The sequence below is a fragment of the Streptomyces sp. NPDC047061 genome, from assembly GCF_040643955.1.
In the GTDB taxonomy this organism is placed as follows: Bacteria; Actinomycetota; Actinomycetes; order Streptomycetales; family Streptomycetaceae; genus Streptomyces.
In genome coordinates this window covers 15,212-28,984 of sequence record NZ_JBEYVI010000027.1, presented here as the reverse complement: position 1 = coordinate 28,984, position 13,773 = coordinate 15,212, and the positions used below count along the sequence as shown (strand labels likewise).

Sequence of the window (13,773 nt, the reverse complement as noted above, 5' to 3'; positions counted from 1 at the left end):
GAGGGGCGGGCTGCGGCTACAGCCACTCCCCCTCGGCCGCCGCGGCCGTCAGTCCGGGCGCGGCGGCGTACAGCACCGTACGGCTGCCCGACTTCTGCCCGTCGTCGTGCGCGCGGCGCAGGATGTCGAGTACGGCGGCACCGCCGCGGTTGCCCGTGACGTAGCTGTCCCGGCTGTAGGCCAGGAGTCCCTCCGGCCACTCGTCGGGCATCGTCTGTTCCATGTACTCCAGCACGCGCGTACCGCCGGGATGCGCGAGCAGCAGATCGGGATGCCAGGGGCGGTCGTCGTCCTGGTGGCGGGCCTGCAGCCACTTCCACATCTCGGCCACCGTCTCCTGTACGGCGCGCGGCCCGCGGCGGTCCATCACGAAGTGCGTGCCGTCGTCCCGGGTCTCCAGCCGGTGCAGGTCCATGGTGCCGGGCAGGGTGTGGTGCCAGACCGCGTCCAGCCGCAGAATCGATTCCGCCCTGGGGCGGCCGGTGACCACCACGGCGACGGCGGTGTCCGCGAACAGCAGCCGGACGATCAGCGATTCCAGGGTGTCGTCGGCGGGCTGGTAGGTGGTGCTCAGCGCCTCCGATATCACGACCAGCACGACCCGGTCGGGGTCCGCGGCGACCAAGTCGGCCGCCAGGGCCAGTGAGCGGGTGCCGGCGATGCAGGCCCACTGGGTGGCCGGCAGCAGGAGTACGTCGCCGCGCAGGTCGAGGCGGTTGAGCAGGGACAGGTCCAGCCCGGGCAGGGCCGGGGTGGTGGAGTGACTGGTGATCAGGCCGTCGACGTCGGCGGCCTCCAGCCCGGCGGCCCGAAGGGCTTCGCGGGCCGCGCGCTCCGCGTACGTCTGGACGGCGGCCCAGGCCGGCGCGGTGCGCTCCTGGACGGTCTGCGGCGCCGGTATCGCCTCCAGCGCGGCGATCGCGCGGTTCACCTCGTCGTCGGTGAATCCGCTGCGGGCCAGTGCCGTACGGGCCTGGCCGCCGCCCGGAGTTCGCAGGCCCGGCCCGCTGCCGGGGGCGGCGGCCGCCTCCAGCGGCAGCATCCACCCGCGGGACTCGATCCCCGTGCTCGCGGCGATGCCGTCGATCCGGGGCAGCCACGGCGCCTGCGGATGCCGGCCGCGCACCTCCGCGAGGATCTCGTCGGTCTTCACGACATGTTCGCCTTGCATGACGACTGGAGGACACAGATAGGCGCCCATAACACGCATCTTTCGCAGAAAGCTCATAAATGAGGTGAAGTGTCCGAAACCTGCCTGATTTTGCCGAACAGGGTCAAGACGCTGTCATTGCAATGTACTTCGCATTCGACAACTTGCGGGCTGCCTCATGTGCCGCGAAAGCCTTGCCGGTTCGGTTCAGCATTAGCCCGGCAGGGGTACGCGATCACCCGGCCGAGATCGTTGCCGAGCAAACCCCTTGCACCTTCGACCAGTTGGGCGGCGTCCGGATCGAGGCGCCGGCCGAGACCCACGCCACCCATGAAGTGCGTCACAGCCGCACCCCTCACGGCCGGGCCAACCGGCGGGCGCGCCGGGGCTCATGGGGTGTGCGACGGCGCACTTCTCGAAGCGATCGCGCCACCCCGCGCTCCGCCCACGCTTCATCACCTTCCACCGGAGATCCGGACGTCAGCCCCACGTGCCGCGAAGGGCTCCCGGCAACTCCGGCCCGACCCCTGGCGGACCGCGCCCACGCCCGGGATCATGGCGCCCTGCTCACCCGACCGCTCCCCCGCGAGACGGCGTCCTCAACGACCGGCGCATACGGCCTTCCACGACCTCCCGGCCGCACGGTGTGCGGCTGCCCGAACCGCCCTCCCCGCCCGCAGCCCGCCACGGCCGGGCCCGGTCCCCATCGAGGAGTCGTCGAAATGTCCCATGATGTCCCGGATTTACCACCGGAGCGGCTCCTTCACGACCGCCCGTCCCCGACCTGGTCGACCGGCGATGAGCCGTACGGCGCCCGTCCGGCGGGCCCTCGCTCCGGCGCCCACCGCACCCTCCGCCTGCTGCGCCGGGCGTACCGCTGGCACCGCCGGGTGGCGACCGTCACCGCGCTCGGCTACTTCGCCGCCTTCCTCACCCTGACCGTCAGGGCGCCTGCCCTGATGGCCCGCCCCGGCCCGGGCGGCCTGCCCACCGGGCTGCTCCTGGCCCTCGCCCAGATTCCCGTCACCTGGCTGGCGGTCCTCGTCCACGAGGCCGCCGCGCACCGCTTCGTGGATCCCCTGGCGCGCCGGGCCCGCCGTCAGGCACGCGTGTCCGTCACCGACCGGGAGCGAACGCCGTGACCGGGCTCGGCGGCACCGCCCAGTCCTGGTCCCTCGTCGCCTTCTGCTCGGTCGTCGCCCTCACCCTGCTGCTGTGCGTGCTCACCGGCCCGGAGGCGGACGACCTCGCCGAGTTCTACACCGGTTACCGGTCCCTCTCACCGTTGCGCAACGGGCTGGCCGTCGCCGGTGACTACATCTCCGCCGCGACCGTCCTCACCATCGGGGGGATCATCGCCCTGTGCGGTTTCGACGGCATCGTCCTGGCCCTCAGTGCCCTGCTGTCGCTGCTGTTGCTGATGTTCCTGCTGGCCGAACCCCTCCACAACACCGGCCGCTACACCATGGGCGACGCGCTGGCCCGCCGCCATCCGGCCCGGTCGGTACGCGTCACGGCCTGCCTGGTCACCCTCGCCGCCCTCGTCCCGATGATGGTCGTCCAGCTCGCCGGGGTCGGTGAACTCCTGGCATACGTCCTCGGGTTCACCGACCCCGGCATGAAGAACGGGTGCATCGCCGGAGCCGGTGTCCTCATGATCAGTTATGCCGCACTGGGCGGGATGCCCGGGACCGCACTGGTCCAGATCATCAAGACCGTGGCACTGCTCGGCTCCGGGCTGGTCGTGAGCGTGCTGATCCTGCGCGCGTTCGACTGGCAGCCCCAGGCGCTGTTCCACGCGGCGGCGCGGCGGAGCGGGGCGGGCGACGCCTACCTGACCTGGGGGCTCCAGTACTCCAGCAGCCCGCATCCGGCCCTGGACATGGCCAGTACCCAGTGCGCCATCGTGCTGGGCGGCGCCTGCCTGCCGCACGTCACCATGCGGATGTACACGGCGGGCACGCCGCGCCAGGTCCGCCGCGCGATGTCCTGGGCGGTCTCCTCCGTGACCCTGTTCATCCTGATGCTCACGCTGGTCTGCACCGGCGCGACCGCGCTGGTCGGGCACGACCGCATCGCCGCCGCCGACGCGCACGGCACCACGGCCTACCTGCTAGGCGCCCGTGCCGCGTTCGGAACCGGCCTGTCCCGGCCGGAGAGCCTGCTCTTCGCCACCGTCACCACCGCCGTCTTCCTCACCCTGCTCGCCTCCGTCGCGAGCATGACGCTGGCCTGCGCCAACACCCTCGCCCACGACCTGACCGCGTCCCGTGCCACGCCCTGGGCGCCAGCCCGGGAACTCGCGCTCGCCCGGTGCAGTGCCCTGGCCGTCGGCGTGCCCACCGTGCTCCTGGCCGTCGTCGCCCAACGGCGCAGCCTTCAGCCCCTGGCGACGGTCTCCTTCACCCTCGGCGCCTCCGCCATCGCGCCCGCGCTCCTCTACACCCTCTTCTGGCGCCGTTACACCCGCACCGCGCTCCTGGCCACCCTCGTCGTGGGCTCGCTGAGCGTGCTCGCCCTGACCCCCGGCACCACCCTGGTCTCCGGGACACCGCTGTCCGCCTTCCCGGACGCCGACTTCGCCTGGTTCCCCTACAACACGCCCGCGCTCGTCTCCGTGCCGGCGGGCTTTCTCGCCGGCTGGCTCACCACCGTCCTGGCCGGCCGGCGGGCCGCCGACCGCGAACGAAGCCGCTACGCGTCCCACGAGCACCGTCTGCTCACCGGCCCGCCACCACGCCATTCGGCCCAGTAGGGCAGACAGACCCCGACCCGGGGCGGTCGGCCGCAAGGGGCCCTGGCTCCGGGTCGGGGGCGAGTCTGGGTCGGGTCCGGGGAAGGGACGGAGTCGGGAGTGGCGTGGACGGCCGGGGTCTACCTGGCCGGGGGCGGGTCCTGCAGGCCGGCGGTCATGGAGGTGGCAGCCGCGTTGAGACCGGCAACCGCGGCCTTGGGCAGCGCCCCGGCGACCTTGGTGGCGAGGTCACGGGGCTGGTGGGGGGCAGATCCGTCCGCGTGGGCGGGGGCGGCGAGCGCCAGGCCCGTCAGAGCGAGCGCGGTGGCGGTGATGATCCTCTTCATGCCCTGAGGAACGACCGTCTCCCGCCGGGGACACGACCGGCAGCGCCTCACCTCGGAACGCGGCCCCGATACCGAGCAGCGACCGTGGCCCGGTGGGATCAGTCCGGCTGCCGGAGAGCGGGGCCGGGCAGGGACGCCGCCAGGTGTTCCCACGCCGCGTGCACGTCCGCCCCGACGATCCCGAACTGGGTGATGACCGCGACGCAGCGCCCGGTTCAGGGTCACCGAACCGGTGCCCTCGTCCCGCGCGAGCAAGGCGGAGGTGACGCCGTCGGCGTCCAGGCGCAGGGCGATCGAGCCCGGGTGGACGGCTGCGCCTGCACCGCACAGGTCTCGATAGCGCACGGCCGCCCGGCTTCCCCGTGCGCGCGGCACTCGACGCGGCGCGACGTGGCGGACTCCTTGCGCTTCTGCGGCCACATCGAAGGGCCGAACTCGTGATTGCGGGCCCGATGACGGAGGCCTCGCCGGGCGCGTCAGCGTCGTCGCGCCGTTCGGCCCGGGGTCAGCCCGCCGGAGTCAGGATCACGGCCTGTCCGCCCGCGCTGGTCATGGCCACGTCGAGGGTGGTGGCGGCGGTGACCACCTGGGAACCGACGAGGGTGGCGGTCCCGTGTGGGGAGCTGCCCGCCGGCCCGTCCGCGTAGACCGTGGCCGTGTAGGACGTGTCGCCGTCGAGGAAGTCCAGCGGGACGGACACCGTGCGCGCGTCCTCGTTGTTCATCACGCCGAGGAACCACGTGGTGCCGCTGCGGCGGGCCACCGCGACGTACTCGCCGAGGGCGGCCGTGACCGTCGTGCTCTCGTCCCAGGTGGTGGGGATCGCGTCGAACCAGGGCAGTCCGGGCCAGTTGGCGGTGGTGGCGTAGGCGGACGGCTTGGAGTACCAGTAGAGGAAGTTCAGCGGCTGGTAGTAGACGGCCGCCATGGCCATCTGGTGGGTGTTGGTGGTCAGGTCGCGGGACTGGCCGTAGCAGATCGTGTAGTCCATGGGACCGCCCACGTTGCGGGCGAAGGGCAGCAGGACGTTGTTGGTGGCGGTGGGGAAGTGCTCGTTGCCGCGCACGCCCTCCAGGCTGATCCAGTTGGGGTAGGTGCGCTCGTACCCCCACGAGCGGACGTCGTCGTGCATGTCGATGAGCAGCTCGTACTTGGCGGCCGTCCTGGCCCAGGTGATGATCTGGTTGGTCATGGCCTGGGTGCCGTCGTTGATGAAGCCGAGCTTGACGCCGGCCACGCCCCAGCTCCTGTAGAGGGCGAAGAGGGTGTCCAAGTCCGTCGCGGCGATCCGGTTGACGTAGAGGAAGACCCCGATGCCGTTCTGGGTGGCGTAGTCGATCACGGTGGGCAGGTCGATGGCGGATATCGCGGCGGTGGCGTCGGTCGTCGTGGTCTCCGGGCCGTACCAGCCCGCGTCGTACTCGATGTGGTCCAGGTTCCGGGCGACGGCGAAGTCCACCCCCGCGGTGCCGGCCGCGGTGGTCAGTTCGCAGCGGAACACCTTGCCGGGCTTGATCCACGAGGTGTCCGACAGGGCACAGGGCGGGGCCAGGTTGAGCACCAGCTCGGCATTGTCGACCAGGTCGCCGGCCTCGTCACCGAGGACGAGGACGCGCCACGGCGTGGTGAACGGTGTGGTGACGGTCGAGGTGCTCTGCGCGGTGCCCGAGGAGCGCGCGGACTTGGTCATCAGGTACGTCTTGAGCGTGTTGCTCGCGCCGGTGACGGAACTGACCATCGACCGCGGGTAGTTCACCCGGGACGATTCGCAGAGGATGGCGAACAGCCCGCTGCCCAGAGTGACCAGCAGCGGCAGGTCGCTGAGGTAACCGTAGTCGGTGCTGGAGGTGCCGGTGTACGGGATTGCGTCAGGGGCGACCGGGCTGTAGGCGTCCTCGTCGCGGGCGCTGTAGACCGTGGTGTCGTCGGGGAACACCCACGTGGTCAGCTCGTCGGAGATGGTGGCACTGCCCGTGTCGAGCAGGACGTAGCGCAGCGCGACGCCGGTGTCGTAGGCGCGGAGCTGGACGGCGAAGTCGACGCCGCTGGTGCCGTCCCGCAGGTTCCAGCGCATCTCCTGATAGTGGTCCCGGACCGTCGCGTTGCGGCCGAATACCGGGGTCCAGGTGCTGTCCTTGGTCCAGTGCTGGTAGTTGGTCACGGACGCGTCGCCGGTGCCCAGTTCGGTGCCGTCACTCAGCCGGAGGCCCAGCGCCGAGGCGTCGAGGACGGTCGTGCCGTCGCGCTTGACCGACCATTGGAGCACCCCGCCGACCAGGGACATCGTGATCTTGTTCTTGCCGTCCGGGGAGGTCGCCGTGATCGACATGTCCGCCGCCTGGGCGGCGGAGACGGTCCCTACCAGGTCCCCGTACCCGGGCACCGCCCTCCCCGCTCCGGACACCCCGGCGGCACGACGCTGCCCGTCTCCGGACAGGCGCGCGCCCGGGACCTCGAAGAAGAGGTGAAGAAACATGTCCCGAGGAACGTTTTCCGGCCGCGGCCGCAGACCCTGGCGCACCGCCGCCGCCTCGTTCCTGACCCTGCTGGCCGCCGTCGCCGCGCTCCTGATACCCGCCTCCGCCGCCCAGGCCGCCACCGTGACCTTCACGACGGGCGCGGACCGGACCGACACCAATGGCAACGCCCTGCAGCTCCACGGTCTGGGCATCATCAAGGTCGGCGACACCTGGTACGGCTTCGGTGAGAACAAGACGGGCGAGACCTCGTCCGACACGTCCTTCCAGGCCATCTCCTGCTACAGCTCGACCGACCTGGCCAACTGGACGTACCAGGGCGACGCGCTGTCCCTGCAGAGCAGCGGCGACCTCGGCCCGTCCCGGGTGGTCGAGCGGCCGAAGGTGATCTACAACGCCTCAACCCAGAAGTACGTCATGTACGTACACATCGACAGTCAGAGCTACTCCGAGGCCAAGGTCGGGGTCGCCACCAGCAGCACACCCTGCGGCGCCTACGACTACCTGGGCAGCTCCCGCCCGCTGGGCCAACTGAGCCGTGACATCGGCCTGTTCCAGGACACCGACGGCACCGCCTACCTGCTGTCGGAGGACCGCAACAACGGCCTGCGCGTCGACCTGCTCTCCAACGACTACCTCAGCCCCGTGAGCACGGTCGCCATCCTGGGCAGCGGCGGCGGCTCCAACAGCTTCGAGGCACCGGCGATGATCAAGGCCAACGGGATCTACTACCTGCTGGCCTCGCACCTGACCGGCTGGAGCCTGAACGACAACGTCTACTCCACCGCCACCTCCGTCAGCGGCACTTGGGCCGCGATGAGGAACTTCGCCGCCCCGGGAACCCACACCTACGGCAGCCAGACCGCCAACATCATCACGGTGGCCGGCACCTCCGGTACGACGTACATCTACGCCGGTGACCGCTGGAACACCTCCGCCCTCGGCGCGTCCAAGCTGATCTGGCTGCCGCTGACCCTCAGCGGTACGACGGTGAACCTCGGCCAGTACCCGACCTGGTCACTCGACGTCTCGGCGGGCACCTGGACGCCGAACAGCGGTGTGCCGAGTACGACGGCCCACACCCTGACGAACTCGGGCAGCTCCATGCTGCTCGATGTCACCGGCGCGTCCACCGCCAGCAACGCCAACATCATCCAGGCGAGCGGCACGGGCGGGACGGACCAGAAGTGGACCCTCACCAAGGTCTCGTCCAACATCTACACGTTGAAGAACGTCAACAGCGGGCTGTGCCTGGACGTCCCCAGCAAGTCGACCGCCGAGAACCGCCAGCTCATCCAGTGGACCTGCAACGGCGGCACCAACCAGCAGTTCTTCTTCGACCTGGTCGGCAGTTACACCGGCAGTGTCTACATGCTGGTAGCCGTGCACAGCGGGATGAACATCGGGGTACTCGACAGCGCGACGACGACCGGCGCGGCCGTCGTCCAGCTGACGGGCACGGGCGCGACGAGCCAGAAGTGGACCGTCGGCTGACACCCCGGGGCACGTCAAGCGCCGGTACGCCGCCGCGGTCGGCGGCGGTGTACCGGTCCAAGGACTCCGGCTGCTCCTCGCCCGGCCCCGGACGAATCGCCGCCGCCGGTCTCCCACCACGCGGTCCGACCGGACCGCATCCGCGCCCACTGGAGCTGCATGCTCCGCGTGACAGGCCCCTGCCCCTCGGCGAGGTCCGCGGTCACGACCTGATCCGCATGCTCTCCCTGGACGGCGGGCCGAGCGGGCCGAGCGAGGCGTTCGCCCACCAGAGGACGGATCTTGAAGACCCTGCGCCTGGTCAAGTTCGCCTCCGACAAGGGACAGCGGCGGATGATCGGTGCCCGGCTCAACGTCACCGAGGCCCGTCACCGACTCGCGCGGAAGGATCTCCTTCGGGCAGCGCTGCGAACCGCGCCGGCACTACCGCGAGGACGCCGACGGTTTCCCCGTCACCGAAGAACTACTCGCCCGCCTGCCACCGCTCCATTACGACCACGTCAGCTTCCTCAGCCGACAAGCCCTCACCCGGCCGGAGGCGCCCGGCCTGCGGCAGCCGCGCGCCCCGCACAGAGACGAGACGGGACCGATGACGGCGAGAATCAGTAGCCGCGGCCTCGTACAGGCGAAGAAGCGGCCCGGAGCCAAGTTGCGATGGCTTCGGGCCGCCCTCCGGAGACGGTCGTGTTCACCGCCTGCCCTTCGGGCGCGAGGTGGCTGAACGCGTCAACGAGTCGACGGGCCTTGCTCTTGCTGCTCAAGGTGCGCCGCGGGCGTGGGCATCGGCGGTTCCCCGGAAGGGCTGAACGAGGCAAGGCCGGTCTCGATGAGCCTGGCTGCACGGCGGACGTCGGCGGTCACCGTCCCATTCACCTGCTCAGGTGCGCGGACGCCTTTCAGGTGCTTGCCCAGGCTCCGGAACTGAATGGGCCACAGGCCGAGCAGAGCCGTTGCCGCGATCTGCGGCTCAGGATCATCCGGGCTCATCCCGGCGCGCCGGGCAAGCGCCTCGGCTGCCACACCGATGAGCCGGTCGGTCATGTCCCGGTGATAAGCCCGCAGCGAGGGCGTGGACCGGGTCAGCTCGCGGAAGCGCCTGATCATGACGGCGGCCTGGGCCGGGTCGTCCTGCGCGGCGGTCCAGGACGTTATGGCGTGCAGTTCGTCGGACAGGATCCGCAACACCGCGTCGACCGGGCGACGGTCGGGGAGGACCAGATCGGTGCGCAGGGCGGTCATCGTGGTCTCACCGAGGTCCAGAAGGAGGGATTCCTTGGTGGGGAAGTAGTTGAAAACCGTCTTCTCCGAGACTTCGCACGCCTCGGCGATCTCCGCCACGCGGACGTCGTCGAAGCCTCGCTCCAGGAACATCTCGGTCGCGGTGTCCGACAGGCGTTGCCGCATCGGACGCTTCTTCCGCTCCCGCAGGCACACAGCCGGGGGTCGGCACACAGCCGGGGTTCGGTCCGCCGCCTGCGTACGGTCCGCCGGTCGGGACCGGCGGACGGCCGGTGCCCTCGCCCCGGACGGTGCCGCGGTTCCTGCTGCCACCGGGAACGGGGCGGCGCGGTCCCGGACCCGCATCCGGGCCGCGGTCGTGGCCGCCGGTGTGTCGGCCGTTGCGGCGAAGGTCGCCGTGGCGCTCTGGTGGGGCGGAGTCGGGAACCGGGACGGAGACGGACAGGCCACGGGTCGTACGTCATCGCCGTCATCGCCCTCTTCGTCCTCGTCAGGCCCGGCCGCCGCGAACGCGCTGCCCGCGTCCTGGGTGGGGACCTGGAAGGGCACCGGCCCGGGCAGTACCGCGGGTGACGGGGTGTTCAACGCCCGTACGACGGGCGTGTCCGTGACCCTCACCCTGCATGCCGCGAGTCGTGGCGATCTCGTGGGCCGGCAGGTCAGCCATGTGACCGAGGCCGGCAGCGGGGGCGACATCGGCTGCACGGAGACCCTGCGGCTGCGGGAGACGCACACGACGTCCATGGTGTTCCAGGCGGTCACCACTACCCCCTCGGACCCCTCGCAGGGTGTGGTGTGCGGATCGGGCAACGTCTACACCCTGACCGAGGACGGCGCGGACACCCTGGCGCTCGGGGACGAGGGCAGTCAGACGGCGGGGTCGCCGTCCCGCCTCGAGCGCGTGACCTGACCGCCGGTACGGGTCGCGCACCGGCCGGCACGGGGCGTTCACAGGGCCGTGGAGAGCAGGAGCAGGAGGGCGATGGTGCCAGGTACGACGGTCAGCGCGGCGCGCGTCATCACGGCGGCGGCCTGTGCTCCGGTCGTGCGGTGGGTGGCCGGGACCATGACGGCCAGCAGGACGGGGAACGCGGCCAGGACGCCGGCGGCGAAGGGGCCGAAGGCGCGGGCCGCGGTCAGGGCGAGCGGGACCGTGACGGCCGACAGCGCCATCCTCGTCCCGACCTCGCGTCCCCGGCGTACGCGGGTGGCGGGCCGGCCGGCGGGGGGTGGGGCCGGCCAGGTCACGAGCCCGGTGCAGGTGACGGCGAGGGCCACGGCGGCGGTCAGCCAGACGTTCGGGCACGTGGCCGCCGCCACGGCCGCGGCGGCCGTACCGGCGAGGGCGACGGCGAGGGCGCGGGCCGGCCGCAGCGCGGGGGCGAGGCGCCCGTAGGCCAAGCAGAAGCAGGCGACGGCGAGTTGGGCCGCGACGAGGCCGCGCGCGGCTCGGGCGGCGGCCTCGCTCCCGGCGTCCAGCCACAGCAGCATGACGAACGGCAGCGACGTCATCGGCAGACCCAGCAGCAGCCCGCCCAGGCGTGGGCCCGAGCGGCGTGCGACGACGGAGACGAGCAGGACGAGACAGGGGGCGAGAGCGGTCCGCAGAAGGATCTCCATGCCTTGGAGCCTGGCACCGAATGCGCCGACACTGGCTCGGACTTCGCGGCACTCGGCGGCCTGTCGCTGTGGAAAAATCGGCGGCACCGTCTGATCGCCGAGTTTTTCTGAGGTGGGACCCGTGGACCGTATCGACCGGCAGATCCTGACCATCCTGCTCACGGACGGCCGGGCGACCTACCAGGACCTGGGCCGCCGGGTGCGGCTGTCGGCCAACACGGTCGCCGACCGCGTGCGCCGGCTGCAGGCGGACGGGTTCGTCCGGGGCTACCGGGCCGAGGTGGACCTCGCGGCGCTGGGCCACGGCATGGAGTTGCTCAGCGACATCCGCCTGCGCGAGGGCACCGACCGCACGGTCTTCGAGAACCAGCTGCACGACGTGCCACAGGTCGTGGCCGCGATGCGGCTGACAGGGGACTACGACTACCAGCTGCGCGTCGCCTGCGCCGACGCCCGCGAGTTCGAGACCGTCGTGGACCGCCTCAAGGCCGACCTCGGAGTGCGGGAGGCCCGCAGCCGTCTGCTCCTCCACGAGGTCCCACTCGGCCCGGACCGCCTTGTGGGCTCCTGACGGCGCGCACCGGACCGGCCGCGAGCGGGGCGGACATGAACGCCTCGTACAGGAACCGTTGGTTCGAATTCCACACGCCCCGACACCAGTTCACGTCCGGAGCCTGGTCTGAACCAAAAAGGAAACAAATATTGACGCGGCCGAACAGCGTGCGTAGGTTCCCGGCCGAGCCGATCGAAGAGCTGTGTCGCCGCATCCTGAGCGCGGCCCCCCACTCCAGCTTCGAAGGGACGTGCCATGCGTGGTTCCCCGTCCGTCTGGATTGTCATGCGCTCGCCAAGCAGGGCATCACGTACAAGAGCGCGCAGGTCTAGGGTGGTGGCCGTGCTGGCCTCCCTAGGTCTCGCTCTCGGGCTGCTGCTCGGGATTCCGGGCGCCTCGCAGGCCGCCGGCTCGCTGCCGTGCGACATCTACGCCGCCGCCGGTACCCCGTGCGTGGCCGCGCACAGTGTCACGCGGGCGCTGCTCTCCTCCTACGGCGGCCCGCTCTATCAGGTGACGCGTGTCTCGGACGGGGCCACCGCCGACATCGGGCCGTCGGCGCAGGGCGGTTACGCGGACGCGGCGGCCCAGGACGTTTTCTGTGCCGGCGGTGACGGCGGCTGCCGGATCACGCGGATCTACGACCAGAGCGGCCGGCACAACGACCTCACGCCCGGACCGGCAGGGACCTCGGGCATGGGGGCCGACCGGGGTGCCGACGCATCCGAGATCGCCGTCACGGCGGGCGGGCACAAGGTGTACGGGCTGTGGGTCTCGCCGGGAGTGGGCTACCGGTACACCGGTGTCGCCTCGGGCGTCGCGGTCGGCGGTCAGGCCGAGGGCGCCTACATGGTGGCCAGCGGCACCCATGTCGGGTCCGACTGCTGCTTCGACTACGGCAACGCCGAGAGCACCCCGGCCGACACCGGCAACGGGCACATGGACGCCGTGTCGATCGCCACGACCTGCTATTTCGCGCCGTGCACCGGGAACGGCCCGTGGGTGGAGGCCGACCTGGAGAACGGCATGTTCCAGGGCGACAACGGCTCCAACACCGCCAACCTGGGCAACGGCAGCACCTTCGTCACCGCCGTGCTGAAGAACGACGGGCAGACCCGGTACGCGCTCAAGGGCGGGGACTCCCGGTCCGGCGGGCTGACCACCTGGTGGGACGGAGCGCTGCCGTCCCGGGGCGGATACCGGCCCATGCAGCAGGAGGGCGGCATCATCCTGGGCATCGGCGGCGACAACAGCAACTGGAACCGGGGCACCTTCTTCGAGGGCGTCATGGTCTCCGGCTATCCCACCGACGCCGCCGAGAACGCCGTCCAGGCGAACATCGCCTCCGTCGGCTACAGCGGCGAGACGGACGTGCCGAACGGTCCGCAGGGGACGATCACCGGGCCGGGCGGCAAGTGCGTGGACGTCGCCGCGGACGACACCGGCACCGACGGCGCCGCCGTACAGCTGTGGGACTGCCAGACCTACGCCGAGGACCAGCACTGGACGCACCATCCGGACGGCTCGCTGTCCACGCTCGGGCGGTGCCTCGACATCGAGAACAACGGCACGGCGGGCGGGGCCAAACTCGAACTGTGGGACTGCAACGGGGTCGGCGGCCAGAAGTGGGTCCAGCAGGCCGACGGATCCCTCCTCAACCCCCAGTCCGGACGCTGCCTCGACTCCCCCAGCGGCGCCACCGCCAACGGCACCCGCCTGCAGATCTGGGACTGCAACGGCTCCGCCGCACAGAGGTTCTCGGTGAACGGCGGCGGGCCGGTCAAGGGCCCGGGCGGCAAGTGCGTCGACGTGGCCGCCGACGACACCGGTGGCGACGGCGCCGCCGTACAGCTGTGGGACTGCCAGTCGTACGCGGTCGACCAGCACTGGTACCACGGCTCGGACAACTCGCTCTCCACACTCGGGCGTTGCCTGGACATCATGGGCAACGGCACCGCGAACGGCACCAAGGTCGAACTGTGGGACTGCAACGGGGTCGGCGGCCAGAAGTGGGTCCAGCAGGCCGACGGATCCCTCCTCAACCCCCAGTCCGGACGCTGCCTCGACTCCCCCAGCGGCGCCACCGCCAACGGCACCCGCCTGCAGATCTGGGACTGCAACGGCTCCGCCGCGCAGGTCTTCGGGCTGAGTTGAAGGTC

General features: G+C 71.1%; 13 protein-coding genes. 7 read left to right on the top strand and 6 right to left on the bottom strand.

Annotation, left to right across the window (positions count from 1 at the left end; genetic code table 11):
* Positions 1–16: 16 nt before the first annotated feature.
* Together ABZ887_RS31915 and ABZ887_RS31910 are read right to left on the bottom strand one after the other, a co-directional pair.
* Positions 17–1,201 (bottom strand): type III polyketide synthase, encoded by a 1,185-nt coding sequence (locus ABZ887_RS31915; RefSeq protein WP_361296821.1) that lies wholly within the window; start codon positions 1,199–1,201, stop codon positions 17–19.
* Positions 1,202–1,326: 125 nt separating this feature from the next.
* A complete protein-coding gene (locus ABZ887_RS31910; protein WP_361296818.1) occupies positions 1,327–1,494 on the bottom strand; it encodes a hypothetical protein in 168 nt (55 codons plus the stop codon).
* A gap of 378 nt (positions 1,495–1,872) precedes the next feature.
* On the opposite strand from ABZ887_RS31910, the gene ABZ887_RS31905 reads away from it, so the two are divergent.
* The gene (locus ABZ887_RS31905) at positions 1,873–2,292 is read left to right on the top strand and encodes a DUF485 domain-containing protein (protein ID WP_361296815.1); all 420 of its coding nucleotides are present in this window, start codon (positions 1,873–1,875) and stop codon (positions 2,290–2,292) included.
* Positions 2,289–3,905: a cation acetate symporter gene (locus ABZ887_RS31900; protein WP_361296812.1), complete on the top strand. Its 1,617-nt coding sequence runs from the start codon at positions 2,289–2,291 to the stop codon at positions 3,903–3,905. The genes ABZ887_RS31905 and ABZ887_RS31900 overlap by 4 nt, the downstream gene beginning before the upstream one ends.
* A gap of 119 nt (positions 3,906–4,024) precedes the next feature.
* Here the strand turns inward: ABZ887_RS31900 and ABZ887_RS31895 are convergent, their stop codons facing one another.
* Positions 4,025–4,231 carry a hypothetical protein gene (locus ABZ887_RS31895; protein ID WP_361296809.1) on the bottom strand — a complete coding sequence of 69 codons (207 nt, stop codon included), beginning with the start codon at positions 4,229–4,231 and terminating at the stop codon, positions 4,025–4,027.
* Positions 4,232–4,736: 505 nt separating this feature from the next.
* On the bottom strand, positions 4,737–6,707 hold the full coding sequence (locus ABZ887_RS31890) for a glycoside hydrolase family 97 N-terminal domain-containing protein (RefSeq protein WP_361296806.1): 1,971 nt from the start codon (positions 6,705–6,707) through the stop codon (positions 4,737–4,739).
* Here ABZ887_RS31890 and ABZ887_RS31885 point away from each other — a divergent pair.
* Positions 6,706–8,202, top strand: coding sequence for an RICIN domain-containing protein (locus tag ABZ887_RS31885; RefSeq protein WP_361296803.1), 1,497 nt, complete (start codon positions 6,706–6,708; stop codon positions 8,200–8,202). The genes ABZ887_RS31890 and ABZ887_RS31885 overlap by 2 nt on opposite strands.
* Positions 8,203–8,484: 282 nt before the next feature.
* On the top strand, positions 8,485–8,811 hold the full coding sequence (locus ABZ887_RS31880; RefSeq protein WP_361296800.1) for a hypothetical protein: 327 nt from the start codon (positions 8,485–8,487) through the stop codon (positions 8,809–8,811).
* A gap of 117 nt (positions 8,812–8,928) precedes the next feature.
* Here the strand turns inward: ABZ887_RS31880 and ABZ887_RS31875 are convergent, their stop codons facing one another.
* Positions 8,929–9,606 (bottom strand): TetR family transcriptional regulator, encoded by a 678-nt coding sequence (locus ABZ887_RS31875; RefSeq protein ID WP_361296797.1) that lies wholly within the window; start codon positions 9,604–9,606, stop codon positions 8,929–8,931.
* Positions 9,607–9,970: 364 nt separating this feature from the next.
* Here ABZ887_RS31875 and ABZ887_RS31870 point away from each other — a divergent pair, with 364 nt between their 5' ends.
* Positions 9,971–10,351: a hypothetical protein gene (locus ABZ887_RS31870; protein ID WP_361296794.1), complete on the top strand. Its 381-nt coding sequence runs from the start codon at positions 9,971–9,973 to the stop codon at positions 10,349–10,351.
* Positions 10,352–10,389: 38 nt separating this feature from the next.
* Here the strand turns inward: ABZ887_RS31870 and ABZ887_RS31865 are convergent, their stop codons facing one another.
* Positions 10,390–11,061, bottom strand: a complete 672-nt coding sequence (locus ABZ887_RS31865; RefSeq protein ID WP_361296791.1) for a hypothetical protein — start codon at positions 11,059–11,061, stop codon at positions 10,390–10,392.
* 121 nt (positions 11,062–11,182) lie between these two features.
* On the opposite strand from ABZ887_RS31865, the gene ABZ887_RS31860 reads away from it, so the two are divergent.
* Both ABZ887_RS31860 and ABZ887_RS31855 read left to right on the top strand, forming a co-directional pair.
* Positions 11,183–11,632, top strand: coding sequence for an Lrp/AsnC family transcriptional regulator (locus ABZ887_RS31860; protein WP_361296788.1), 450 nt, complete (start codon positions 11,183–11,185; stop codon positions 11,630–11,632).
* A 267-nt stretch (positions 11,633–11,899) separates the two neighbouring features.
* On the top strand, positions 11,900–13,768 hold the full coding sequence (locus ABZ887_RS31855) for an arabinofuranosidase catalytic domain-containing protein (RefSeq protein ID WP_361296785.1): 1,869 nt from the start codon (positions 11,900–11,902) through the stop codon (positions 13,766–13,768).
* Positions 13,769–13,773: the final 5 nt, after the last annotated feature.

Excerpts from the sequence above, each read along its gene's own strand:
- ABZ887_RS31915 (WP_361296821.1), bottom strand. The coding sequence starts at position 1,201 with ATGGGCGCCTATCTGTGTCCTCCAGTCGTCATGCAAGGCGAACATGTC.
- ABZ887_RS31905 (WP_361296815.1), top strand. The coding sequence starts at position 1,873 with ATGTCCCATGATGTCCCGGATTTACCACCGGAGCGGCTCCTTCACGAC.
- ABZ887_RS31895 (WP_361296809.1), bottom strand. The coding sequence starts at position 4,231 with ATGAAGAGGATCATCACCGCCACCGCGCTCGCTCTGACGGGCCTGGCG.
- ABZ887_RS31885 (WP_361296803.1), top strand. The coding sequence starts at position 6,706 with ATGTCCCGAGGAACGTTTTCCGGCCGCGGCCGCAGACCCTGGCGCACC.
- ABZ887_RS31890 (WP_361296806.1), bottom strand. The coding sequence starts at position 6,707 with ATGTTTCTTCACCTCTTCTTCGAGGTCCCGGGCGCGCGCCTGTCCGGA.
- ABZ887_RS31875 (WP_361296797.1), bottom strand. The coding sequence starts at position 9,606 with ATGCGGCAACGCCTGTCGGACACCGCGACCGAGATGTTCCTGGAGCGA.
- ABZ887_RS31865 (WP_361296791.1), bottom strand. The coding sequence starts at position 11,061 with ATGGAGATCCTTCTGCGGACCGCTCTCGCCCCCTGTCTCGTCCTGCTC.
- ABZ887_RS31855 (WP_361296785.1), top strand. The coding sequence starts at position 11,900 with ATGCGCTCGCCAAGCAGGGCATCACGTACAAGAGCGCGCAGGTCTAGG.